Raw genomic sequence first — 24058 nt, 5'->3', positions numbered from 1 at the left:
TCGCCTCCCTATCGCCCATCAACCCGGCCAGGGCAAGCCCGGCCGGCAACGGCATGCCGGGGGAGCCAGGGGGAGTCCTCGTGGCTCTGCCTGCGCGCGCCAGCAGCCCCTCCCCCCGGCCGGCGCCGGTACACCCTGGTCGCTGGGTCGTCGAACTGCCGGGGTCACAGTGCAGACGGGCACGAACAGCGCCTAATCCCAGATGCGCACGACCATGAGCCCCAGGTTCGACCGCTTCCCCGCGGCCACGATGCGGCCGTCGCGCTGGACGGTGACGGCGTAGAGGTAGTTCTGGTCCGGATGGTCGTCGAGCACGACGGCGCCCGAGACGCCGAACCCGGCGTCCCTGGAGCCGTCCGGCAGGAGCCGCAGGATCGAGGCCGTGATGCCCGAGTTCACGGTGCCGCCCGCGACCGCGCCGAGGATCTTGCCGTCGGCCTGGAGGGCGACGCCGTAGCCCCGCACATAGGGCTTCTCTTCGCCGCTCGCGTTCACCATGCCAGTCTCGCCGAACGTCGTGTCCGCCGAGCCATCCTCGTTGAAGCGCGCGAAGGCATAGTGGTTCACGCCGTCGAGCGCGTATCCCACGAGGACCGGCTTACCGTCGCTTCCGAGGGCGAGGTCGGAATCGTTGTACGGCGTCTGCGAGAGGTAGGCGATGCCGCCCGATCCGAAGCCGGGATCGAGAACCCCGTCGCGATCGAGCCGCGCCGCGAGGAAGGTAGTGCCCCCGCCCCGCTTGGTCCCTCCGGCGACGATCTGATCGTCCTCCCCGAGCGCGACGGAGTCCAGCGGCCGCTCGGCCATCGAAACGAGGCCCGAGCCGCCGAAGTCGGGATCGAAGTCGCCCGTCGAGGAGAACCGCGCGACGATGCCGCGGCTGCCGGGGCCGACACCGACGGCGATGATCGCGCCATCGCTCTGGACGGCGACGTCGAAGCCCTCCGAGTCACTGATCGTGGCCGGATCGAGCTTCGCGACCCCGCTGGCGCCAAAGACCTGATCGATCCCGCCATTCCCGTGGAACCGGACGACCGCGAGTTGGTGATCGCGCGTCCCCACGGCCACGATGCGCCCGTCCGGCTGCAGGGCCAGCGACTCGACCGTCCCCTTCTGGCCGACGACGAGGCCGCCTGTGCCGAACTCCGGATCGAGCACGCCGCTCGGCAGGAAGCGCGCGAGCGCCCAGGTGTCCCCATCGACCCCCGCGACGAGGATCCTGTCGTCTTCCTGGACGACGATGGCGCGCGCCTCGTGGGACGTGCCGCTGATGGCGATGCCCTCGCCGTCGAACGACGCATCCAGCGTCCCCGGCGGATCGGCGACGAGGAGCGAGATCGGCAGTTCCCGATCCTCCAGCCCGGGCGCGCTGGCCACGAGCGAGGGCGCGGCGCCGCCGACCGCCGCGAGCGGCTCCGCGGTCAGCGTGAGCACGCCGGTGGCCTCGCCATCCAAGACCACGACCGGGCTCGCCGTGACGCCGCTCGGCAGGCCCGACAGCGAGAGCGCGACGTCGCCCACGAAGTCGTCCGAGCGGGTGACGGCGACGGGGAGCGACGTCGAGTCGCCGCGCACCACGCGCGCCGCCGCCGGGTCGAGCGCGATCGAGAAGCCGGCCTGCGGCGCCCCGCCGCCGCTGCCGTGCGCGGACAGGTCGCCGCCTCCGCCGCCGCCTGCGCCCGACGCGGCGGCGCCACCGGCGCCGGCGCCGCCGTCACCGCCGGCCCCGTCGCGCGAGACGTCGTGAATGCCGAGGATGCCCTGGCAGCCGAGCGCGAGACAGGCCGCGGCCGCACCGGCGAGGAAGGCCCCGCGCGCGAGCCGGACGCCGCGGGCTGGCCGGGGTAGCGCGCTCCTCTGTGCGAGCGGCGCGAGCGGGAGGATCATGCCGGCAGGCTACCACGTCGGCTCCCCGCCGGACCCAGCGCCACGACGGCGCCGGGATCACGCGCTCGGAGACAAGGCGCTCTCGACCTCCTGCGCGAGCTCATCCCACCCGGGGTACCCAAACCGGTATGGCTCGACAGAAAGGCCCTTCAGAAACCGGAGGACCGATCGCGCAATTACGTCCACCTCGTGGCGCGGCGCCATCGGGTGAGAGCGCCATGCACGGAACCGCTCGACCACCTCCCGAGGCGCGAAGGGAAGACACAGCGAGCTCGGGCTCGGCTCGGGATCCGGATAGGACGTCAGCACCTCGATCTCCTGCCGCAGGAGGTCGAGCGCCCCGCGAGGATCGGCCTCTTGCAGGAGGCGCGCGTACTCCCGGTACGGCGTGTGGTGCGACGGGCTCAGCCGCAGGGCCTTCTCGTAGTAGAACCGCGCCCGATCCGGATTGCCCAGCCGATCGCGGTACAGGTTCCCGAGCCTGCCGTACGCCTCGACCGTCCCCGGATAGAACCGCTTCACGTCATAGTAATCCGGGTGGGAAGCGTACGAGTTCCTCGGGGAGAAATCGGGCACGAGCTCGGCGAAGCGCGCGTAATGCTCTGCGGCCTGCTCATGAGCCCCGGCGCTCGTGGAGCTCTCCCAGATAAAAATGATTGACCGTGTAGAGGCGCGGGTCGTGGTACGCCCGCGACACGTTGTCCAGAGTTCGCTCCTTCAGGGGTGCGCGCGGCATGACCTGAGCCGCTCCGCCCCGCCCCCTCGTCATGAGCGTCTCCGCCAGGTGGAAGGAGCGGAGGAGATGGCGCTCCGCCTGATCCGACTCGTGATAATGCCACAGGAACTGGCTGCTGATGATGTAGGCCCCCAGCGGGTGGATGCTGTCCTCGTCCATGAATGGATCCGCGTGTTGATAGGCGGACTCGGACTGGAACGAAGGCGCGATCTCGTCCCACCAGCGCTCGAGCTGGCGAAGCGACGCAAGCGCGCGCTCCAGCGACATGTTCAGGCTCCGCTCGGAGTACCAAGGGTAGATATCGTACGGCATGCGCAGGAAGTCGACGGCCTGCTTGAACGACGCGAGCTCCTCGCTGGACAGCGCCCGCCGCCTGGTCACGTCGTACTCGACGCAATGGACACGGCAGACACAGGCGCTTCCTTGGTCCGCCATGCCTGGGCGTCGGCCACTCCCGGACGGTCCGCCGCGCCACGAGCGCCAGGCACACCTGTACATCCGTTCAATGATCTGCTAGCCGATCGGCATGCGCCCCCGCAAGGCCGCCGCCGCCCTCATCGTCGAAGAGCTGCCGCCCGCCGAGGAACCCATCGACGCGATCCCGCCCGACGACACAGCGGCGGACGAGCCGAGCTCCGCCGTCCGCGAGCCGCTCTCGCTCGGCCTCATCTGCATCGACTGCGGCAGCAGCGGCGGCGGTCACGACGGCTGCGCGCACCGCGAGCGCGCGCGCTTCCACGCGCCGCCGCGAGCAGCGCTCGAGCTCGTCGCGCGCCTGCGCCGGGCCGCCGCCGAGCACCGCGCCGCCGCCCGCGCCCTCCGCGCCCTGGTCACCGCCGAGCACGCGCGCGGTCGCGCCGAGATCGAGCGGGCGGATCCGGTCGAACCGCCGCAGCCCGAGGCGGAGCCGGAGCCCCCCTCGCCGCCCCGACTCGAGATCGCGGCGCCGGAGCCGCCCGCGCCGCCCGCCGTCTGCCCGCGCTGCGCCGAGCAGACCGAGGGCGAGCCGGCGGAGTCCGGGGCGCCGCCGCGCCGGCCAAAGCGCAAGGGGCGGGTGGCCCTCGAGCAGCAGGCGTTTCTCTTTTCGAGCGATTCCGAGCAACGCTCGCCGCACGGGGCCTGAGCCGCGACCAGGGCGCTGCCGAAGGAATCGGAAACCCGGGATCGGCGTTAGGCTGCGCCGATGTCCCCGAGCCCGTCCCGAGCTCCTCGCTTGCGCGCCGGAGGCGGCGCTCTGGCCGCCGCGCTGCTCTGGCAACTCGCCTGCACCGCAGGAGCTCCACCCGGAACTCTGCCCGTGACCGGAGCGCGCCTGTCACCCGCGCCGCAAGTCCCTGAGAGCAGCCGTCTCGGCGCTGGAGAAGCGCTTCATCGACGACGCCATCACCTGGGGAGGCACGACCGCGCTGCACGTCGAGGACGAGACGGCAACGCACCTCCACGTGTCCGTGCTCTCGTCCGACGGCCGCAAGCGGCTCGCGCGCTTCCGCGTCGACAGGCGTACGCGCGAGCTCTCGTGGGACGACAACGGCGAGCTCCGCGGCTACGGGGCGTTCAAGGCGAGCTGGTACCGGGACCATCCCCCGGCGGTCACCGCGCTCGGCCAGCTGCTCGAATGGAAGTGGTCCGGCGTCGATTCGCTCGCGCTGGAGGCATCCCGCGGCCACGTCTTCGATCTCGTCGCCCGGGCCGGCGAGACGTGCTCCCCGGCCAGCGGCATCTGCGCCACGGAGCGATTCCGCGTCGATATGCGGCGCGGCGCGGCGATGTGGCACGACGGCAAGGCCTACGTGCCCATCGAGCGATTTCTTCAGGACCTGGAGCAGAAGGGGCAAAGGGCCGTCCTCCTGGCCAGGGCCTGGGCGCTGAAGCAACGAGGGCCCGCCGGCGCCTCCTGCATCGCCTTCCGGCCCGAGAGCGTCGACAGGGCGAGCGCGCACGTCCGGATGCACCTCGCCCCCCCGTGCAACACCTCCCCGATGCTGATGACGCTCGCGTGGTACTTCGTGGACCTGCGCACAGGCAAGGTGTGCTCGTCCGAGGACGACACGTGCGGTTCGGAGTCCGGGCAGGGCAGACCATGACATGGGCCGGCGGGCGCGGGCCCCATGAGGCCGCCCGCCGCGGCGCCCTTCGGCGCGCGACAATCGGAGCTGACAAGCATCGCCGTCCATCCGATACTCGCGCCGCTTGCCGCACAGCACGGCCATCAGCAGGCGACCGGGAGCCGGACGTGAGGACGCGGGGACGCGGGAGCGCGAGACGACGAGCGCCCGCTCCCGCCGCGAGCGCGCCGCAGAGCGGCATGGCCACACGGGTGTCGCGTGCTACCAGTCTCCGTTTGTGATCGCGTCACGACGGAACGCGGGCGCTGAGGACCACCGAGGATGCTGCCACCATGTCGCTCGATAGAGCCATCGGCATCATGTGCCCCGACATCTGGGGCAGCTATGTTTGCGAGCTTCTCGGCGGTATCCAGTCGGCCGCCGCGCGCGCCGGATACCGGGTGATCGCCATCAGGGCGTCCCCGCGAGACGTCCACAGGCTGCGGCTCGCGCGAGACCAGATCGACGGGTGGATCGCGCTCATCGACGCGGCGGAACTCGAGCCCTTCCTCGACGACGGCCGGCCCGTCGTGACCCTCAGCGCGCGCGCAAACGAGGACGCGCGCTGTCCCTACGTCCTGCCCGACAACCACGGTGGCGCCCTCTCGGCCGTACGCCACCTGCTCGACCACGGCCACGAGCGGATCGTCTTCGCGGGCCACATGGCGCACGAGGACATCCGGCAGCGCTTCCAGGCCTACCGGGACGCGCTCGAGGAGCGCGGCATCTCGTTCGACCCCGACCTCGTCTTCGATCTCCCGAACAACGAGCGGGCGAGCGGCCGGCTCGCCGTGCGGCGCCTGCTGGAAGAGGGCGTCACCTGCACCGCGATGTTCCTGTCGGCCGACAAGGAGGCGCTCGGGGTCCTCGACGCGTTCGCCGAGGCAGGCATCCGCGTCCCCGAGGACATCGCGCTCGTCGGGTTCGACGACATCGAGGCGGCCCGGTACGCCTCGCCGCCGCTGACGACGGTCCGCCAGCGGTTCGACCGGCTCGGCGGGAGGGCCGCCGAGCTGCTCCTCGACCTCCTCGCCGGACGGGAGCTCCCCTGCGCGGGGCACATCGCGCCGACGACCCTGGTCCTGCGCCGCTCCTGCGGCTGCTCACCCGCCCCGGCGCAGCGCGACGCGCCCCCGTCGTCCCGCAGCGCCGCGGCGCCGGCCAGCGCGCCCGCGTCGGCCCGCAGCGCCGGGGCGCCGGCCGGCGCGCTCGCGCGGGAGCTCGCCGCGCTCGCGAGCGCCTCGACGGCCCTCGATCCGAGCGCGCCGCCGGAAGAGGCCTGGCCCGGGGCGACGGAGGTGGTCCTCGGGCTCGAGGCGGCCGTCTGGGGCAGGCCCGGCCCCGCCGCCGCCTCGCTGGAGAGGGCCTGGCGAGAGGCCGCGGAGCAGATGCCCGACATCGACCAGCTCCTCGAGATGGTCGACCGGCTGGAGCGGGCCGGCCAGAAGATGCTCCGCGGCGCGGGGGACGCCGCCGCCGAGCGGCGCGTGGCGACGTACATCCGGGGGGCCCGGCGCGCCATGATGGAGGGCCGGGTCGCGATCGAGGCGGCCCGCGCCGACTACCTGAACGGCCTGCTCGACATCAACCTCGTCATCCGGGAGACGCTCCTGGAGGACGCGGGCGGCGGCGGGAGCAAGCTGAGCTGGCTCTCCGCCGTGCAGATGAGCTGGGGCTGCCTCGCCGTGTGGGAGGCGCCCGGGGACACGGGTCCCCTGCTGCGGGTCGTCGAGAGCTGCTCCCCCGGAGCGGCGGCCGCCACGCCGGAAGCGGGCGCGCGCGTCGCGGCCGAGGCGTTCCCGCGCGGCGACTGGCTGCCTGCCGCCGCCCGGCGCGACGACCACGTCCTCCGGCTCATCCCGCTCCGCAGCGAGGGCGCGGATCGCGGCATCCTCGCCGTCTGCGCCCCGGTGAGCAGCCCGCTCGGGCTGGATCACCGGGACATGGAGATGTGGGTGGCGATGCTCACCGCGGCGTTCGAGCGCGCGTCGCTGATCGAGTCGCTGATCGAGCAGGAGCAGCAGGCGCGCGCCGCCTACGAGCGCGAGCGCGCCCTCGCGGAGGACGTGCGCCGGCTCGGGTGCCCGGTCATCCCGCTCGAGCAGGGCGTGCTGCTCGTGCCGCTCGTCGGCGCCATCGATCTGGAGCGCGCGCGCCACGTGCTCGAGGTGGTGCTCTCGGAGCTCAGCCAGAAGGAAGCCGAGGTGCTGCTGATGGACATCACCGGCGTGCCCTTCGCCGACATGCAGGTCGCGGCGTCGCTGATGAAGACGACCCGCGCCGCCCTCCTGCTCGGCGCCGAGGTCATCGTCGTGGGGATGCGGCCGCAGGTCGCGCAGGGGTTCATCCGCCTCGGCATCGACCTCCAGGGGATGACGCTCCACCAGACCCTCGGCAGCGCGCTCTCGGCGCTGCGCCGCAGGCGGCAGCCGCTCGACGCGCCGCCGGGCCCCCGGGCCTGAGCCCCCGGCGCGCGCCGCGCCTCGGCTCCGCTATTCCGCGGCGTCTGGCCTCGCCGCGGCGGCCCCGCGGGCACGGCGGCCGCGCTTGCCTTCCCCAGGTTCCCCCGGCGCGCCGCGCGCCGCGCGCGGCTTGCCCTTGCTGACGCCGACCCGCCGCACGAACGACAGGAACTGCCGGAGCGTGGGGGACGCGTCGTCGGCGCGCCACGCGACGAGCAGATCGGTCGACGGCGCCCCGACGATCGGCCGCAGCGCGAGCCCCTTGCGACCGACATTCTTGATGGATTCCGGCAAGATAGAGACGCCGAAGCCCGCCGCCACGAGGCTCAGGATGTCGAGGTGCAGCGCCTCCTGCGCGATGCGCGGGGAGAAGCCCGCCGCGCGGCAGAGCCCCATCACCAGGTCGAAGAAGGCCGACCCGCGCTGGCGCGGGAACACGACGAACGGCTCGCGCGACAGGAGCTCGAGCGGGATGCGCTTCCGCGCCGCGAGCGGGTGGTCGGCCGGCAGGGCGATGAGGAGCGGCTCGCGCCGGACGCACTCGGACGCGAGCCGGGCGTCGTGGAGCGGCGCCCTCACGAAGCCGACGTCGATGCGCCCGTCCTTCAGCGCCTCGATCTGCTCCTGCGGCGGCATCTCGCGGAGCGCGAGCTCCACCGCGGGGAGCTCCCCGCGAAAGGTGCGGACCAGCTCGGTGATGCCGCTGTAGGCGAGCGACGACAGGTACCCGACGACGAGGCGCCCGGTCTCGCCGACGCTCGCGCGCCGGGCCTCGTGCACCGCGAGCTCGAGCGCGTCGAAGACCCGCCGGACATGGGCGAGGAGCACCGCGCCCGCCGGCGTCAGCTCGACGCGCCGCCGCGAGCGATCGAAGAGCGAGAACCCGAGCTCGGACTCGAGATCCTGGATCTGCCGGCTCAGCGGCGGCTGGGCGATGCCGAGCCGCTGCGCCGCGCGGCCGAAGTGCCGCTCCTCGGCGACGGCCGTGAAGTACCGGAGGTGGCGTAGATCCATACCTTGAAGGTATCGTGTGATACGAAAGAATAGATTGGACGAACGTCTAGGGCACCCTAAATGCGGAGCCTGCCCTCAGGCGCCACCCCCGGCCGGGGCGCTCCGGAGGGGGACGGGAAGTGGCCCATGTGGCTCGTCCGGATCGCGCTTCAACGCACGTACACGTTCATCGTGATGTCGATGCTGATCGTCATCCTGGGCGTGTTCACCGTCGCCCGGATGCCGACGGACATCTTCCCGGACATCGACATCCCGGTCCTGTCCGTAATTTTCAACTACGGCGGCCTCCCCCCCGAGGAGATGGAGAAGCGCATCGTCAACAACTACGAGCGCTTCCTCACAACCACCGTCAACGACATCGATCATATCGAGAGCCAGTCGCTCACCGGCATCTCGATCATCAAGATCTTCCTTCAGCCCGGCGCCAGCATCGAGGCCGCGACGGCGCAGGTCACGGCGATCTCGCAGACCGCGATCCGCCAGATGCCGCCCGGGATCAGCCCGCCGCTCATCATCCGTTACAGCGCCTCGAACGTGCCGATCCTCCAGGCCGCGCTGGAGAGCGAGTCGCTGAGCGAGCAGCAGCTCTTCGACTACGCGGTCAACTTCATCCGCGCCGACATCGCCACGATCCGGGGCACGCAGATCCCGTACCCGTACGGCGGGAAGCAGCGCCAGATCATGGTCGACATCGACCCGCAGCGCCTCTTCGCCTGGGGGCTGTCGCCGCGCGACGTGAACGCGGCGCTCGGGCTGCAGAACGTCACCCTGCCCTCCGGCACGGCGAAGATGGGGGAGAACGAGTACCCCGTCATCATGAACAGCAGCCCCGCGGCCTTCGAGGAGCTCGGGAAGCTGCCGCTCAGGACGGTGAACGGCAGGACCATCACCCTCCGCGACGTCGCGAGCGTGCGCGACGGGAGCGCGCCGCAGACGAACATGGTGCACGTGGAGGGCAAGCGCAGCGTGCTCCTGAGCATCCTCAAGAACGGGAGCGCGAGCACGCTCGACGTCGCCTCGCGCATCCACGCGATGCTGCCGGCCACGCTGGAGAAGCTCCCGAAGGAGCTCAAGGTCTCGCTGCTCTTCGATCAGTCGGTGTTCGTCCGCGCCGCGGTCTCCGGGGTCGTGCACGAGGCGCTGATCGCCGCGGGGCTCACGGCGCTCATGATCGTGCTGTTCCTCGGGAGCTGGCGCAGCACGCTCATCGTCGTCCTCAGCATCCCGCTCTCGATCCTCGTCTCGATCATCGCGCTGAACGCCCTGGGCCACACGCTCAACGTGATGACGCTCGGCGGGATGGCGCTCGCCGTCGGCATCCTCGTCGACGACGCGACCGTGGCCATCGAGAACATCCACAGGAACCTCGGGCAGCGGAAGCCGTTCCTCCGCGCCATCGTCGACGGGGCGCAGGAGATCGCCGTCCCGGCGCTCGTCTCCACGCTCTGCATCTGCATCGTCTTCGTGCCGGTCGCGTTCATCACCGGCGCCGCGCGGTCGCTCTTCGTGCCGATGGCCCTGGCGGTCGTCTTCGCCATGCTCACGTCGTATTTCCTGTCGCGGACGCTCGTCCCGACGCTCGTGCGCCTCCTGCTCGAGCGCGAGGCGGCGGAGCACGCGCACGGCCACGCCGCTCCAAAGGGCCTCTTCGGGCGCGTCTTCGCCGCGTTCAACCGCGCCTTCGACCGGCTGCGGGCGGCGTACGGCGGGTGGCTCGCCTGGGCGCTCGCGCACCGCCCCCTGTTCGTCGGGGCGTTCCTTGCGCTCGTCGCCGCCTCGGTCGCGCTGATCCCGCTCCTCGGCCGCGACTTCTTCCCGACCGTCGACGCGGGGCTCATCAAGCTCCACGTGCGCGGCCCGCCGGGCACCCGCCTCGAGGAGAGCGAGCGGCGCTTCGCCCGCATCCAGGAGACCATCCGCGGGGCGCTCCCGCCGGGCGAGATCCGCACGATGCTCGACAGCATCGGCATCCCGGCGAGCGGCATCAACCTGTCGCTCAGCGAGGGCGCGCAGATCTCGTCGGCCGACGGGCAGATCTTCATCGCGCTCGCGGAGCACCACCGGCCCACCGCGGACCACGTCCGGACGCTGCGCGCGAGGCTCAACGCGGCGTACCCCGACACGACGTTCTTCTTCCTCGCCCCCGACATCTCGACGCAGGTGCTGAACTTCGGCCTCGCGGCGCCCATCAACGTCCAGGTGGTCGGCCCGATCGGCAAGGAGGACGAGACCTACGCCGTCGCGCTGAAGATCGCCGATCGCATGGAGAAGATCCCCGGCGCCGTCGACGTCCACCTCGCGCAGGTGCCGGCGAGGCCGCAGCTCCGCATCGACGTCGATCGCACCATGGCCGACCAGCTGGGGCTCAGCCAGCGCGACGTGGCGAGCGACGTGCTGGTCTCGCTCTCGTCGAGCGGGCAGACGTCGCCGACCTACTGGCTGGACAAGCGCGGCGTGCAGTACCTCGTCGCCGTGCAGACGCCCCAGTACGCGATGGGGTCGATCGACGACGTGAACGCCACGCCGCTGTCGACAGGCGACGGCCGCCCCCAGCTCCTGTCCAACGTCGCGTCGATGTCGCGCGCGACCGGGCCGGCGAACATCACCCATTACAACGTCGCGAGGACGTTCGACGTCCAGGCGAACGTCGACGGCACCGACCTCGGCTCGGTCGCGGGCGCCGTCGGGCGTGTCGTGGACGAGCTCAGGCCCGAGCTGCCGCGCGGGACGAAGGTGACCATCAAGGGGCAGGCCGAGAGCATGGACACCTCGTTCACGGGGCTCGGCTACGGGCTCCTCTTCGCGGTCGTGCTCGTCTACCTGCTGATGGTCGTGAACTTCCAGTCGTGGCTCGACCCGCTCATCATCCTGATGGCGCTGCCGGGCGCGGTGGCGGGCATCGCGTGGGTGCTGTTCGTGACGCACACGACGCTGAGCGTGCCCGCGCTCATGGGCTCGATCATGTGCGTCGGCGTCGCCACGGCGAACAGCATCCTCGTCGTGACGTTCGCGAACGACCAGCGCAAGCTGGGCCGCGACGCGGGCACCGCGGCCCTCGCCGCGGGCATGACGCGCCTCAGGCCGGTGCTCATGACGGCGCTCGCGATGATCTTCGGCATGCTGCCCATGTCGCTCGGCCTGGGCGAGGGCGGCGAGCAGAACGCCCCGCTGGGGCGTGCGGTCATCGGCGGTCTCCTCGTGGCGACGCTGAGCACGCTCTTCTTCGTGCCCGTGATGTACAGCCTCCTCCGGAACAAGGCCCCGGCCAGAGACCTGCTCGCAGAGGACCTATGAGCTCCCCCGCCCGCCGCTCCGCTGCCCCCCCGACCACCGCTCCCCCGCCTCAGGGCAGCCCTGCCGACGACCTCGGGTTCGATCTGCCGCCGCCCGCCGTGCTGACGAGGACGCGCGGCCTCGCCCTCGGCGTGGGCCTCGTCGTCGTGCTCGGGGCGGCGTTCGCCGCGGCCTACCTGCCCCGCCGCAGCGCCCGCGCCGCGCTCGAGCAGGGCGCGCGGGCCGCCGAGGGCGCGGCCCCGCGCGTGGGGGTCGTCGCGCCGCAGCCGGTGTCGAGCGACCGGGCGCTCGTCCTGCCCGGGAGCATCCAGCCCCTCGCGGAGACGGTCGTCTACCCGCGCGTGAGCGGCTACGTGCGGAGGTGGACGGCGGACATCGGCGACAAGGTCGAGGAGGGGCAGATCCTCGCCGAGATCGACACGCCCGAGCTCGATCAGGAGCTCGCGCAGGCCCGCGCGCAGCTCGTGCAGGCGAGCGCCGGCCTCGTGCAGGCCGAGGCCAACCGCGACCTGTCGAGGTCGAGCGTGAAGCGCTACGAGCAGCTCGTCCCCGCGGGCGTGGCGCCGCAGGAGGAGCTCGAGCAACGGCAGGGGCAGGCGCACGTCGCCGAGGCGAGCGTCACCGTGGCGCGCGCGGCGATCACCGCGCAGCAGGCGAACGTCCAGCGCATCCTGGATCAGAAGAAGTTCGCGAAGGTCGCAGCGCCGTTCGCGGGGACGGTCACCTCGCGCACGACCGAGCGCGGGGCGCTGGTCACGGCGGGCAACGGGACGCCGCTCTTCACCGTCGCGGCGACCGACCCCGTGCGCGTCTTCGTGGGCGTCCCGCAGGACGTGGCGCCCAGCGTGCGGGTCGACGCGCCGGCGAAGGTCACGGTGCGCGAGTTCGCGGGGCAGCCGTTCCAGGGCACGATCGCGCGCACGGCCGGCGCGCTCGACGCGGCGACCCGGACGATGAACACGGAGGTGCGGGTGCCGAACCCCGACGGCCGCCTCCTCACGGGCATGTACGCGGAGGTCGCGCTGACCTTGCCCACGCCGCACCGCGTGCTCGAGATCCCGGCGACGGCGCTCTACAACGACGCCAGGGGGCTCCGCGTCGCCGTCATCGACCCCGGGAGCAGGATCCGCTTCGCGCCGATCGTCGTCGAGCGCGACACGGGCGCGACGATCCAGGTGTCGACCGGGCTCGACGGGAGCGAGCGGGTCGTGAAGCTCGCGAGCGCGGAGCTGACCGAGGGGATGGCGGTCGAGATCCTCCCTGAAGGGCCGCCGCCCCCGCCTCCGGGCGGACCGAACCGTTGAAGTAAGCCTCGATCGCGTCGAGCTCCTGCGCAAGCAGCGCCCTGGAGAACGCCGGGGGGTGGGAGACTTACCCCACCTTGCCGGAATGATGGGGTCGCCAAGACGCCGCAAGACGCCATAAGACGCCAAGATTTGGATGTCACGCCGTGACAATGTCACGATGTCACGCCGTGACAACGTCACGATGTCACGCTCCGCGAGCGTGCCTTCGTGCGGCGCAGCGGCGCGCCGAGCCTCTCCCCTCCTCCTCCTCGCGAGCGGCGCGGCGCCAGGCGGAGGCGGGGCCCGGCGCCGCGCTACCGGGGGCGTCATGAGCCTCGCAAGTGGCTGATATAAAACGCGTTTCCGCGGACTTCGGGCGGCGCCACGGCCGCTCCCGAGGGGCGCCCGGCCGTCGTCGCGGCCACCACGGCGCGCGCGCCGCGCGGGGTGCGCGGCTCGCCGGAGCGCCGTGCGGCCCGCTGGCACGAAGGGTGGATAAGCCCCTGACGGGGCGCGGGCGAAGAGGCGCTCCGAGACCGCAGCCGATGATCCCGACGGCCCTTCGCCCCGCCCCGCCCCGCGCTGAGGCTGCAGCGCCATTCAAGGAAGGAATCGCGAACATGAGAGCCAGTAGCTTGATCTTCTGTGGAGCCGCGGCCGCCGCCCTCGTCGGCATGGCGCCGTCGGCTCACGCCCAGCACACGTACCCTCTGGCGCCAACGGGGTACGAACACCTCCGCCCTGGCACGCCGAGCTCGGCGAGCATGGCCAGCAACATCCTCAACCAGGCCGTCGATGAGCTGGAGGAGGCGGTCGATGACGGGGATATCAAGGGCGCTGTCCTCCTGGTCGCCCGAAGGGGCAAGATCGTGCTCCATACCGCCGTGGGGACGAGAGACGGCCTGAACGAGGACAATCCGAGCATGCCATCGGCGCCCATGCCGCTCGACGGGATCTTCGATCTCGAGTCCATGACCAAGCCGTTCACCGTCTTCCTCGCGATGAGGATGCAGGAGTCCGGGAATTACCCGGGCTTCAACATCGACAACACGGTCGCGACGTATTTCCCGGAGTTCGCCGTCTCCTCGGTCAACAACAAGCACCTCGTCACGATCAAGGATCTGATGAGCTACGTGTCGGGGGAGGATGTCGACTACTCCGACGACAGCAACCCGAACGGCCTCTTCGACGACGCCGACCCCTGGCACTCGATGCTCGTGGCGCCGCTGGAACTCCCGCGGAGGACGCAGGTCCTCTACAGCGATCTCGGCTTTCGGATCCTGGGCCACGTGCTGGAGACGGTCGGGGGCGAATCGCTCCAGGACCTGATGCAGACGTACATCTTCACCCCGCTGAACATGACGGACACCGGCTTTCAGCCGTCGCTCAACATGCCGGAGAAGCAGGGCCGCTTCGTCGGCACGGCGTGGTCCGAGATCCGCGAGCGTTACCTCCGGGGCGAGGTGCAGGACGAGACCGACTACTTCCTCGAAGGGGACGGCCCGGACCCCGCGGAGCACCTCACCGGGTGCGATGGGCTGTTCTCGACGGCGATGGATCTGGCGAAGTTCTCCCAGATGATGTTGAACCGGGGCATCCACCGCCGCCCGTGCAACCCCAACGTTCAGTTCTCCTTGATGTGCGAGACGCCCCTCCTCTCTGCCCAGAAAGTGCTCGACATGACCACGATCCGGACAGGCACGCTCCATCTCCAGAGGCCGGCCTGGACGTACGCCGAGAATCTGTTCTACTCGCGCAAGGGGTACGGCTGGGAGATGTGGGACGGGGGCTCGTGGCCCGGCGGGGAGGCGACCTCGAGCGTCGCCTACAGCAAGACGGGCGGCGCCGGGACGCTCATGGTGATCGATCCTGAGCCGAACCGCGAGATGTTCGCGATCCTGCTCACGAACCACGGGCTGCCGAACTTCGACATCAGCGAAGATTCGACGGGTAAGCTGGTGTGGCCGGGCTTCAACCTGATGATCAATGAGATCCGGGCCCTCGAGACCATGAACAAGGTCTTCGGTTCCATCGAATGGTGACCCGGCCCGCGGCGACGACGCGGGTGGGGCAAGAACGTTTGCCCTTATCGCGTCTCTGACCGTGCGGTACCACCTCCGTATCAGGTCACGGTCGTCGTACGAGCTCCGCAAGGCAACCACCCCGCCGGAGCGACGGACACCGAAAGCATGAATGGAGGCGGAACATGACACACGACATCAAGAGCGCACAAGGCACACTCCCCGAAGGCCAGGACGACTGCACCGCGGCCCGACCCGAAGATGACCGGCGAGCTCGGTCGGGCGGGAAGGGCCGGAGGGTTCTCGCGAAGCTCGGCGGGATGATCGCCGTCCTCGCCTCCATGGCGCTCGCGGGCTGCATCGCGCAGGAGGGCGACGAGGCCCTGAGCGACGAGGACCTGAGCGAGGAGACCGTGGAAGAGGCGGAGCAGGCGCTCCAGATCGGCCTCACGTCGGTGACCTGCAACAGCGGCTGGCCGGGTACGCGGGGCTGCTTCAAGACGATCACGAGCGCGACGAACATCGTCGCCGGCACGATCACCGTGCAGGTCGATGGCCACAACGGCGCTGTCGGGTTCAGCGCGTCCCAGACCGGGCCCAAAACCATCCAGTTCTCGGCCAGCATCCGCGAGGGCGACGCGTTCAACCCGGGGGCGAACACGACCAAGTTCCTCGTGGCGTGGATGCGCCAGTAACAGCGGGACGAGGACCCGACCCAGGTCGGCCGCGCGGCGCGGCGTTGCCGCGCAGGGCCAACCGGGGTCGGGTCACCCCAACCCCGGGACGGACGTGCGCGGATCAGGGGATGGAGCGGCCGACCGTCTCGGCCTTCGCCCACATCTGCGCGAAGCCTTCGGCTCCGCCGTAGAGCCGGTCGACGAGCTGCTCTCCGCCCGGAAGCGCCTCGACGTGCTTGAGGAAATCCGGGAAGAGCCCGATGTGAACGACCCCCTCCTCGTTGTAATCCCACGAGCGGCTCCCCATCCGGGCCCTGGGGAAGCTGGAGTAATCGACGCACGCCGTGGCCGCCGGATCGACGCACCGGTACACGATCTCCATGGCCTGCGTACAGAACGCGCGCGTCGCGGCCTGGACACCTGCGCGGCTGTATTCGTCGGGAGTCGGCGCCTTGTAAGAGCAGGACGTCCTGTCATTGCAGGCGCGGCCGACGAGGCCCGTCAGGTTTCCGCTGGTCTGGATGTCGAGGCAGCCGATGCGCGCGGAGCGCACGTCGATCTCGGCCCCTGTGCACCGGAGCTGCGCGGCCGGGTGGTTCCAGGCGTCGCCTGGCACCGTCACCACCTGGTCCCGGGGCGCCTGGCACTCGGGAGAGCGCGGCATGACGACCATCCCGTTGATGTCCGAGCCGAGGGTGATCTGGAGCGCCTTGCCGCCTGACGTGATCGCCGCCACGGCGGCCGCGCTCCCGAGGAAAGTCCGCGCATCGGAGTCGCCGAAGCCGACGCCCGCGAGCCCGCCGCGCGCGGCGAGCTCCGTGTACTGGGCGCTGGTCCGGCCGTTCTCGTTGCCGCTCGAGCCGCGGAGCCCGTTGTGCCCCGAGACGAGCGGATACGCGCCGCCGGGCGTCGTCCGGGTGAATGCGAGCACGTCGCTCACCATCCGCTGCGACATGTGATCGATGTCGATGACCATCCCGAGCCTCATCATCTCGTTGAGGGCGACGCGGCCCATGGGCAGGAGCCCCAGCCGGTTCTTGTGGCCTTCCCCCGGCTGGCAGCTCGGGAGCGGGATGTGACCGCCGGCGTCGCCGAGCTTCATCAGCTTGAAGAGGTCGTTCCCCGACTGGATCTGCTTCGTGATGCCCTCTCCGCGGGAGCACTCGAGGTCCCACCATTTCCCCGTCTGGAAGCGGTTGGCGCGCGCCACCTCGTCCTCGTAAGCGGCGGTGCCGCCGAAGAGGTTGTCGGTGAGGTGGACCGGGAACACGTAGCGCACGCCGAGGACGTGGAGGCGCTTGATCTCGGCGCGGATCTGGGCCTCCGTGGGCGACGCTCTGTTCCACACGAAGTTGCCGATGTCGTCCAGCTCGACACCGACGATCACCGCGAGCTTGTTCTTCTCCACGATGCGCCGGAGATCGGCGGAGGAACGCGCGATCTCCATCCACGTATCGTGCTTGCCGACGAAGCGGACGAGCTCTTCGATCTGGAGATTGCCCGACGCCCTGTCGTCGATGGGCGGGTTTGCCTCGACGCCGTGGGCGAGCGTGCGGCTGTTGACGGCCAGCGCGACCATCACCCGGAGGCCCCCCTCCTTGGCGCGGCGGATCCAGTCGACCCACATCTGCTGGTGCAGGATATCGTTGTGCGCCGGGAAGTGCGCGAACGTCGGATACCCCACGGGGCGCTCGACCTCGAACGAGCGGATGCCGTGGGATTTCGCCATTTCCCCGAGCACGAGCTGGCGGACATGATTGCCGCACTTGTTCGTGAGAAAATCGTGACCCCGGTGGGTGCTGTAGCTGGTCCCCAGCGCCTCCGCGATGCTGGCGGCGCGCCGCGCCGACGCATTGCACGTGGCGCCTGACACGCCTTGACCGCTGGGGTCGTAGATGGTCCCCGGCGCCATGAGCACGTCGACGTCGGGAGCGCCGTGGAGCACGTGCCCGCCGAAGCCGAGGTGCGCCATCGGGTGGGTGTGGAGATCGACGAACCCGCGCAGCGGCCGGCCGGGAGCGTTGAGCGCCGAATCGAAGATCGGCGAGCGCCGCGCCTGCGCGCTCACGGGGCCGGACGCCGCGAACGTCACCGCGGCCGCGGCGATCGCAATCCAGGTCGGAGCCAACGCAGGACCTGTCATTGGGCTGGTTTTCTTCATGCCGGGTCATCCTTCCGAGGTGTGCGAGCGAGGGAGCCCATGCGAGTCCCCACTTCGCCACCGAGGCGTACCGCGCGGCCAGCGGCGCGATGAGGGCAAATCTTCTTGCCGCCCTGTCCGCGCGCCGCGCGCTCCGCCGTCACACCGGCGCTTCGAGCAGCTCGATGGTGACCTTGGCGCCGCCTTCCGGGAGGTTGGCGCGCAGGACGAGCCCACCGCTCGATTCCACCATGCCGGCCACGAAGCCGAGCCCCTGTCCGGACCCGCCCGGCTTCGGGCTCGGCGTGTCGTGGAACCCGGGGCCGTCGTCCTTCACCTCGATGGCCACCCGCCCGCCGCCCAGCGGGCGCGCGTCCAGCGTCACGCTGGACGCCCCGCGCTCGCCCGTCCCCTCACACGCGTTGACGAGGACGTTGAGGAGCACGCGCTCCAGCACGTCGTGCCCCCCCGCGAACAGGACCGCGGTGCGCTCCGCGCGATCCGTGACGTCGACCCTCACCGCCTGGTAGCGCCGCCGGACGACCCGGAGCGCGCCGCGGGTCGCCTCGCCGATCTCGGCGGGGGCCGTCGCGCGCAGCGCGTCGAGCTCGCGCATCGTCCGATCGCGGATGTGCCCCATGGTCGACGCGACGTCCTCGATGCTCTCGCGGAGCTGCTCCAGCTTTCGCAACATGCGCTCGGCGCTCGCGGACTCGACCCGAAGGAGCTCGCGCCGGAGGAGATCGGTGTCGATGAGGGCGGCCGAGAGCGAGGTCTTCACGTCGTGGTGCTCGTGCAGCATGACGCTCAGGTTCCGCTGAGCGCGCTCGGCGCGCAGCGTGGAGCGGGCCCCGAGCTCGACGACGCGCACCGTGCGCATCGTGGCGAGGAGCGCCGCGCTGGCCGCCGTCAGGAGCAGGAGGAAGAAGAGCGACGCCGGCGCCCAGAAGTCGCCGTGGTGGCCGCCGTTCAGCGCGCGGTCGAGCGCGATGAGCACGAGCGCGGAGAGCGCGTTCGCCGCCGTCGCGAGGAGCACCGCCCGGCGGACGAGCCGGAACGCGCTCACGGACACCGTGATGAGGAGCCCGGCCATATCGGGCAGGTGCAAGATTCCCGGGTAGCCGTCCCAGGGCCAGAGCACGTTCGGCAGCAGCGCCAGAAAACACAGGAGCGCGTCGAGGCCGACCGAGACGAGGATCAGGTGAGGAGGGGCATCGGTCTTCCGGCTCCGCCACCACACGTACAGCGAGGCGGCAACCGCGCCGAGGAGCAGCGGAACCTCGATGAGCGAGCGCGCGTGAGAGCCTGACGGCGTCAAACCGCCGACGGCGAGGAACCGCGCGAGGAGGGCCGCACAGAAGATGCTCCGCGCGATCGAGGCGGTGCGCTCACCCCGCAGCGCCTCGCGCGTGATGAGGGCGTCGAGCTGAGCGCCATTTGACAGGGCCGACACCGCCGGGAGGCTGGCCAGCTCCGCCCTCTTGAGACTATGCGCCCCCATGAACCGGGGGCATTCTACCATACGATGTTACGCTGGCTGGTCGTGGAGGATGACGCGAGGCTCAGGCGCGCGCTGCACGAGGCGCTCGAGGCGCGCGGCGCCGAGGTCGTCGCGTGCGCGTCGGTGGCCGAGGCGCACCGCGCGCTCGCAGACGGGGTATTTCAAGGGATCATCGCCGACGTGATGCTCCCGGACGGGAACGCCGTCGACGTCGTGGAGCGAGCGATGACCTGCGCTGTCGCGCCGACGATCGTGGCCATCAGCGGCTCGGCGAGCCCGGCCGTCTCGTTCCGGCTCGCCCAGATAGGGGTGCGCTCGTTCCTGGAGAAGCCGCTGCGCCTCGAGGAGCTCGAGCGCACGATCGACGACGCGCTGGCCCGGCCGCCCGATCTCCGGCCTCAGGTGCGCGCGGCGGTGGGGCGGGCGTCGATCCAGGACGTCGAGGAGCAGGTGCGCACCGTCATGGTCGACGAGGCGCTCGCGCGCGCCGGGGGAAACCGCCGGAAGGCAGCAAAGCTCCTGAACGTTTCGCGCCAGCTGCTCCAGCACATCCTCCGGCGGCGATCGTAGGAGAGGCCAGCGCCATGACGCGCGGGCCGTGAACCACGGCAAATTCCTCCTCTACCGCAAGCGGCGGCGAGCGGGACGCGCCGCGGCCGGCGCCGTCACTGCCCCTGTGTCGCCGCGAACGGGTTGAGCACGTTCGTGGGTACCCGAGATCCTCCGCCAGCTCGGGCACCGAGACCATGCCCGAGAACCCCTGATAGCGCAGCTCCTGCACCTCGTAGTCGCCGGCGGCGCCGTCGCCGCTGCCGTGGTCTCCCTTCGAGCAGGCCGCGAGCGCGAGCGCGGCGCAGAGGGCCGCCGCGAGCCTGCGGCGCGTCGTGGCGATCGAAGATGGCTTGTCGAGCTCTCGCATGGTGGTCGTCTCTCCTCGGCCGTTACTCTGCGGCGGCGGGCTCGGCGGGCGCGGGGCTCGCCGCCGCCGCGAGGGACGTCCTGCGCGCCACGGCGAGGAGCACGCCGAAGAACACGGACAGGAGCAGGAACATCGTCTGGAGCCCCAGGCTCCGGCCCAGGAGGCCGCCCACGGCGCTGCCGAACAGGCCGCCGGACGGCCCCACGAGCGCCTGCAAGCCGGCCACCTTGCCCCGCCCCGCCCGCGCGCCGATCCGGGCGATGCGGGTGAGGTTCGCGATCTGGAGGATGCCGAGCCCGAGGCCGAGCAGCAGGCCGCCGGCCCGCAGCGGCAGGAGATCGCGCGAGAGGCCGAGCAGGAGGAGCGCGCTCGGGACGAGGACCAGGCTCGCGAGGTAGACGCGCTCGTGCCCCACCCGGCCCACGAGGCCCCCCAGCGCGAACAGCGCGAAGATGAACGTCACGCCCTGCCAGGCCAGGAGCCCCGACGCCTCGGCCGCCGTCAGGTGGGCGACGGTGACGCCGATGGGGATGATGAAGAACATGAAGAACGAGTTGATCGACTGGGCCGCAAACTCGATCAGGCACACGCTGCGCAGCTCGACGTCCTGCGCGAGCAGGGCGAGGTCGGCGCGGACGCCGGAGAGGCGGAGCGATCGAGGGTGCGCGGACCGCGCCGTGTAAGGGCCGAAGACGATCGGCGACATGAGCACGGTGATCAGGAACGAGAGCCCGATGAGCCGGTACGTGCCCGAGAAGCCGAGCGCCTTCGTGAGGCCGGCCGCGAGCATGGGGCCGAGCAGGAACATGCCGACCAACTGGGTGCCGCGGTACCAGCCTGCCTTGCCCTCGCCCACCGTCTCGAGCTGCTGCATGAACACGGCGCTCAGCGAGACGAAGCGCATCGGCATGAAGAAGCTGATCGCCGTCGTGAAGGCCAGCAGGAACACCGGAGACGGGACCGCCGGCAAGGCCATGTAGAGCGACCCGGCCACGAGGCTCCCGAGCACGAACAGGCGTGAGGGCCCGAGGTGATCCACGAGGAGCCCTATGGGGATGCTCATCAGGAGCACACCGACGCTCTGCGATCCAGAGATCAGCCCGAGCAGCGCCTCGTTCGCCCCGAGCTCCAGCGCATACAGCGTCGTGCTCACCTTGGCCACCCCGACGCTGAGGCCCATGACCGAGGACAGCGCCGCGAACACCAGCAGGAAGCGGTTCTTGTCGATGAAGGAGCGCAGTTGGACCTCGGCGCACGGCGCGGATCAAGCCTGTTGATCCGCGCCGGCGAACACCGGCGGTCAGCAACCCCCATGCCGCGCCGGAGCGGGCCGGAACGCGGGGCCGAGAGCCTCCTCGCTGCTGCCGTGGCAGCAGCGGGTGGTGATCCGGTGCCCCGGCGCGAGCAGGCGCGCGCGCGCCGCCGGTAGCAGCTTTTGCGCAGAGCCGCCCGCGCTTTGTTGTTGCCCTCGTCATTTCGAGGGTGGTACTGGTGCACGGCATGAAATTCTCTGCGATTCATGCATTGATCGCCGCGTGTATGCTCTGTTCCACGGCCGCGTGCTCGTGGCAGCCGTATGGCGAGGTCCGCGTCGTGAGACGGACGAAGGTCGGGGGCGAGCTCGCGATCCTGGGCGATCGCGAGGTGGCCATGCAGAAGGCGAGCCAGACGATGGCCACGACCTGCGGCGGACCCGAGAGCTACGAGATCGTCGAAGAGGGCGAGACCGTGATCGGGGAAGAGTCCGTGGCGGAGTCCAGCGAGCGCCGTGAGAAGGATTTCTTCGGGCCGAAGAAGCGGAAGCAGGAGAGCACGCAGACGGTGCAGAAGACCGAGTGGCGCGTGAAGTACGAGTGCAAGCCGGACGAGCCGGCGGCCGCCGCGGAGGGGGCGCCCGCGGGCGACGCCGCGCCCGCGGAGGCCACCGAGGGCAAGACCGAGGGGCGCCGCGTCCACGAGGTGATCATCCGGTTCTGACGCGCGCGGCGGCGACCGGTCCGTCGTGAAGCAGCAAAGCCGGCCACCGGGTCGCTCCCGGTCGCGCCGGCTTTGCCATCGTGCTCCTGGCCTGCCCAGTGGTAGATCTGGTGCAGCATGGACGTTCTTGAATTGGTCGAACGCGCGGCGGCCGCGCCGTCATTGCTGCTCGCGACGGACTTCGACGGGACCATCTCCGAGATCACCGCGGTCTCGGGCGGGGCGGTGGCGGCGCCGGGCGCCCTCGGGGCGCTCGGGGCGCTCTCGCGGGCGCCGGGCACGACCGTGGCGATCGTCACGGGGAGGACGATCCAGGACGTCGCGGCGCGCACCGCGGCGATCGGCGCGGCGTGGCGCGTGGGCGAGCACGGGGCGGAGATCTCGACGCCGGCCGGGGAGCTCGTGTACCGGGCGGAGTCGCCGACCGAGGCGCTCGACGCGCTGGAGCGCGAGGCGGACGCGGCGGTGCGGCGGGTCCCTTCGCTGTGGGTCGAGCGCAAGCGCTGCTCGATCGCGCTCCACTGGCGGCTCGTCCCGGCGGAGGCCCGGCCGGCGGCGTTCGACGCGCTCGGGGCGTGGGCGGACGCGGCGGCGCGGCGGGGGTTCGTGGTCATGCGGGGGCGCAGCATCCACGAGGCTCGGGACGCCGCGCACGACAAGGGCCGCGCCCTCGCGTTCCTGCTGGCGCGGCTGCCGCCGGGGACGCTGGTGGTCTATGCGGGCGACGACACGACCGACGAGCCGGCGATCGCCCATGCCCGGGCGATCGGCGGCGTGGGCGTCTACATCGCCTCGTCCGAGCGGCCGGACCCCGCGGTCGAGCCCGACCTGACGCTCGATGGCCCCGCGGCGTGGATAGCGTTCCTCGCGGCGCTCGCGGCGAGGCGCGGCGGCGAAATCGGCGAGGCGCCGCGCCTCGTCTGAGGGCCGTACTCAAGTTCTCCGTTCTTGCACGTCAGAGAGAAGATCAGGAGAAGCGGTGTTGCGCGCGCCGCGCGCGGAGCACCGGTGTACGGCGGGCAGATGCGGTGGGGTGGCGCGCCGGACGGCGGTGACGCGCCTCGAACGGAGCGTGAGCCTACCTGCGCGCTCCGCCGCCGGCAAACCGCGCGCGCCGTTCGTCCATGGCCGCTCGAAAGAAGAAGTCTGATGTGCGGGTGAGCTGGACCGACAGTAGAGTTCGGCGCATGTGGACATTTCACATCTCAGCACGTCCGCTCCGCCGCACGGGCCGCGTGCAGGCGACATCGGTGCCGCTGTGCCTCGTCGTCGCGCTGGCGGGCTGTTCGCCCAGGGCCCGCAGCTTCCAGGGCTCCGGCGGCGCAGGCGCCGGCAGCGGCGGGGATCAGGGGGTCGGGGCTGGTGACCCCGGCGCCGGCTGGGACGGAGAGGCCCCTGCGTGCGCGGCCGAGACGCAGGCGACCGACTGCGACGATGAGAATCCATGCACCGCGGACGCGTGCACCGCGGGCGCGTGCGTCAATGTCCCGCTCGACGGCGTGCCGGCCCTGCCGTCCGGGCAGATCACGGGCGACTGCCAGATCCTCACCTGCGCTGCGGGGCAGCCGTATCCTGCGCCGGACGACGCCGACGCCGAAGACGACGGCGACCCATGCACGAGCGACGGGTGCAAGCGCGGGGTCGCCACGCACGTCGTGGCTGCAGGCTCGCCGTGCGGCCAGGGCCGCGTCTGCGACATAGCGGGCGCGTGCAGGGGCGCGAACGGCCAGGCGTGCGGCGGGCCGAGGGATTGCGCGAGCGGGAAATGCGTCGACGGCGTCTGCTGCGACACCGCTTGTGACGAGACCTGCATGGCCTGCAACGTCGAGCGGTCGGTGGGCACGTGCTCGCCCCTCGGGCCCGGAGTCGAGGACGATCCGGACTGCGTGCTGGACGACAAGGTCTGCAATGGCGCGGGCGCTTGCAAGCTGGCGCCCGGCCGGCGGTGTCATCGACACGAGAGCTGCGCGAGCGGCGTCTGCCGCGGGAGCGGCCGCTGCGGCGAGTTCCCGGAGGAATGAATCTCCATCATTCTCATC

The 24058-nt window shown here is 71.3% G+C and carries 18 protein-coding genes; 11 read left to right on the top strand and 7 right to left on the bottom strand.

The genetic code is table 11. From position 1 onward, the window contains the following. Positions 1-192: 192 nt before the first annotated feature. From WMF11_RS08095 to WMF11_RS08085, 3 genes are read right to left on the bottom strand one after another with little or no spacing between them, the layout of a single operon-like run. Positions 193-1887 carry a hypothetical protein gene (locus WMF11_RS08095; RefSeq protein ID WP_437977044.1) on the bottom strand — a complete coding sequence of 565 codons (1695 nt, stop codon included), beginning with the start codon at positions 1885-1887 and terminating at the stop codon, positions 193-195. 57 nt (positions 1888-1944) lie between these two features. After that, entirely contained in the window at positions 1945-2463 is a 519-nt protein-coding gene (locus WMF11_RS08090) for a tetratricopeptide repeat protein (RefSeq protein ID WP_437977043.1), read from the bottom strand. 37 nt (positions 2464-2500) lie between these two features. Then, complete coding sequence (locus WMF11_RS08085; protein ID WP_437977042.1) at positions 2501-3058, bottom strand: hypothetical protein; 558 nt, start codon at positions 3056-3058, stop codon at positions 2501-2503. A gap of 91 nt (positions 3059-3149) precedes the next feature. Between WMF11_RS08085 and WMF11_RS08080 the strand changes: the two genes are divergently transcribed. The 3 genes from WMF11_RS08080 (at position 3150) to WMF11_RS08070 (ending at position 7190) form a co-directional block, all read left to right on the top strand. Further along, positions 3150-3746, top strand: coding sequence for a hypothetical protein (locus WMF11_RS08080; RefSeq protein ID WP_437977041.1), 597 nt, complete (start codon positions 3150-3152; stop codon positions 3744-3746). A gap of 325 nt (positions 3747-4071) precedes the next feature. Further along, complete coding sequence (locus tag WMF11_RS08075) at positions 4072-4707, top strand: hypothetical protein (protein WP_437977040.1); 636 nt, start codon at positions 4072-4074, stop codon at positions 4705-4707. A 314-nt stretch (positions 4708-5021) separates the two neighbouring features. After that, positions 5022-7190, top strand: a complete 2169-nt coding sequence (locus WMF11_RS08070) for a substrate-binding domain-containing protein (protein WP_437977039.1) — start codon at positions 5022-5024, stop codon at positions 7188-7190. 30 nt (positions 7191-7220) lie between these two features. Here WMF11_RS08070 and WMF11_RS08065 read toward each other — a convergent pair whose 3' ends face one another. Next, a complete protein-coding gene (locus tag WMF11_RS08065) occupies positions 7221-8204 on the bottom strand; it encodes a LysR substrate-binding domain-containing protein (protein ID WP_437977038.1) in 984 nt (327 codons plus the stop codon). A 126-nt stretch (positions 8205-8330) separates the two neighbouring features. Here WMF11_RS08065 and WMF11_RS08060 point away from each other — a divergent pair, with 126 nt between their 5' ends. The 4 genes from WMF11_RS08060 (at position 8331) to WMF11_RS08045 (ending at position 15500) form a co-directional block, all read left to right on the top strand. Then, positions 8331-11498, top strand: a complete 3168-nt coding sequence (locus WMF11_RS08060) for an efflux RND transporter permease subunit (protein ID WP_437979291.1) — start codon at positions 8331-8333, stop codon at positions 11496-11498. Further along, entirely contained in the window at positions 11495-12802 is a 1308-nt protein-coding gene (locus WMF11_RS08055) for an efflux RND transporter periplasmic adaptor subunit (protein ID WP_437907839.1), read from the top strand. Before WMF11_RS08060 ends, WMF11_RS08055 begins: the two co-directional genes overlap by 4 nt. Positions 12803-13404: 602 nt before the next feature. Beyond that, positions 13405-14826, top strand: coding sequence for a serine hydrolase domain-containing protein (locus WMF11_RS08050; RefSeq protein ID WP_437977037.1), 1422 nt, complete (start codon positions 13405-13407; stop codon positions 14824-14826). A 164-nt stretch (positions 14827-14990) separates the two neighbouring features. After that, positions 14991-15500 carry a hypothetical protein gene (locus WMF11_RS08045; protein WP_437977036.1) on the top strand — a complete coding sequence of 170 codons (510 nt, stop codon included), beginning with the start codon at positions 14991-14993 and terminating at the stop codon, positions 15498-15500. Positions 15501-15603: 103 nt separating this feature from the next. On the opposite strand, the gene WMF11_RS08040 is transcribed toward WMF11_RS08045, so the two are convergent. Both WMF11_RS08040 and WMF11_RS08035 read right to left on the bottom strand, forming a co-directional pair. Further along, positions 15604-17643, bottom strand: coding sequence for a hypothetical protein (locus WMF11_RS08040; RefSeq protein ID WP_437977035.1), 2040 nt, complete (start codon positions 17641-17643; stop codon positions 15604-15606). Positions 17644-17782: 139 nt separating this feature from the next. Then, entirely contained in the window at positions 17783-19123 is a 1341-nt protein-coding gene (locus WMF11_RS08035) for an ATP-binding protein (protein WP_437977034.1), read from the bottom strand. Positions 19124-19147: 24 nt separating this feature from the next. Between WMF11_RS08035 and WMF11_RS08030 the strand changes: the two genes are divergently transcribed. Beyond that, positions 19148-19693 (top strand): response regulator, encoded by a 546-nt coding sequence (locus tag WMF11_RS08030; RefSeq protein WP_437907834.1) that lies wholly within the window; start codon positions 19148-19150, stop codon positions 19691-19693. 371 nt (positions 19694-20064) lie between these two features. Here WMF11_RS08030 and WMF11_RS08025 read toward each other — a convergent pair whose 3' ends face one another. Further along, positions 20065-21246, bottom strand: a complete 1182-nt coding sequence (locus WMF11_RS08025; protein WP_437977033.1) for an MFS transporter — start codon at positions 21244-21246, stop codon at positions 20065-20067. A 389-nt stretch (positions 21247-21635) separates the two neighbouring features. Here WMF11_RS08025 and WMF11_RS08020 point away from each other — a divergent pair, with 389 nt between their 5' ends. The 3 genes from WMF11_RS08020 (at position 21636) to WMF11_RS08010 (ending at position 24040) form a co-directional block, all read left to right on the top strand. Next, positions 21636-22019, top strand: coding sequence for a hypothetical protein (locus WMF11_RS08020; protein WP_437907832.1), 384 nt, complete (start codon positions 21636-21638; stop codon positions 22017-22019). A 117-nt stretch (positions 22020-22136) separates the two neighbouring features. Continuing rightward, positions 22137-22943, top strand: coding sequence for a trehalose-phosphatase (gene otsB, locus WMF11_RS08015; RefSeq protein WP_437977032.1), 807 nt, complete (start codon positions 22137-22139; stop codon positions 22941-22943). A 263-nt stretch (positions 22944-23206) separates the two neighbouring features. Beyond that, a complete protein-coding gene (locus WMF11_RS08010) occupies positions 23207-24040 on the top strand; it encodes a hypothetical protein (protein ID WP_437977031.1) in 834 nt (277 codons plus the stop codon). The last annotated feature ends 18 nt before the right edge of the window (positions 24041-24058 follow it).

This window comes from Sorangium sp. So ce295 (assembly GCF_051527405.1).
Lineage (GTDB): Bacteria > Myxococcota_A > Polyangia > Polyangiales > Polyangiaceae > Sorangium > Sorangium cellulosum_B.
The sequence above is the reverse complement of the archived record's forward strand: the minus strand, read 5'-3'. Positions and strand labels throughout refer to the sequence as shown.

Coding starts and splice junctions, on each gene's coding strand:
- WMF11_RS08060 (WP_437979291.1), top strand. CDS start 8,331: ATGTGGCTCGTCCGGATCGCGCTTCAACGCACGTACACGTTCATCGTG.
- WMF11_RS08050 (WP_437977037.1), top strand. CDS start 13,405: ATGAGAGCCAGTAGCTTGATCTTCTGTGGAGCCGCGGCCGCCGCCCTC.
- WMF11_RS08045 (WP_437977036.1), top strand. CDS start 14,991: ATGACACACGACATCAAGAGCGCACAAGGCACACTCCCCGAAGGCCAG.
- WMF11_RS08070 (WP_437977039.1), top strand. CDS start 5,022: ATGTCGCTCGATAGAGCCATCGGCATCATGTGCCCCGACATCTGGGGC.
- WMF11_RS08030 (WP_437907834.1), top strand. CDS start 19,148: ATGTTACGCTGGCTGGTCGTGGAGGATGACGCGAGGCTCAGGCGCGCG.
- WMF11_RS08085 (WP_437977042.1), bottom strand. CDS start 3,058: ATGGCGGACCAAGGAAGCGCCTGTGTCTGCCGTGTCCATTGCGTCGAG.
- WMF11_RS08055 (WP_437907839.1), top strand. CDS start 11,495: ATGAGCTCCCCCGCCCGCCGCTCCGCTGCCCCCCCGACCACCGCTCCC.
- WMF11_RS08095 (WP_437977044.1), bottom strand. CDS start 1,887: ATGATCCTCCCGCTCGCGCCGCTCGCACAGAGGAGCGCGCTACCCCGG.
- WMF11_RS08040 (WP_437977035.1), bottom strand. CDS start 17,643: ATGAAGAAAACCAGCCCAATGACAGGTCCTGCGTTGGCTCCGACCTGG.
- WMF11_RS08010 (WP_437977031.1), top strand. CDS start 23,207: ATGTGGACATTTCACATCTCAGCACGTCCGCTCCGCCGCACGGGCCGC.
- WMF11_RS08080 (WP_437977041.1), top strand. CDS start 3,150: ATGCGCCCCCGCAAGGCCGCCGCCGCCCTCATCGTCGAAGAGCTGCCG.
- otsB (WP_437977032.1), top strand. CDS start 22,137: ATGGACGTTCTTGAATTGGTCGAACGCGCGGCGGCCGCGCCGTCATTG.
- WMF11_RS08065 (WP_437977038.1), bottom strand. CDS start 8,204: ATGGATCTACGCCACCTCCGGTACTTCACGGCCGTCGCCGAGGAGCGG.
- WMF11_RS08035 (WP_437977034.1), bottom strand. CDS start 19,123: ATGGGGGCGCATAGTCTCAAGAGGGCGGAGCTGGCCAGCCTCCCGGCG.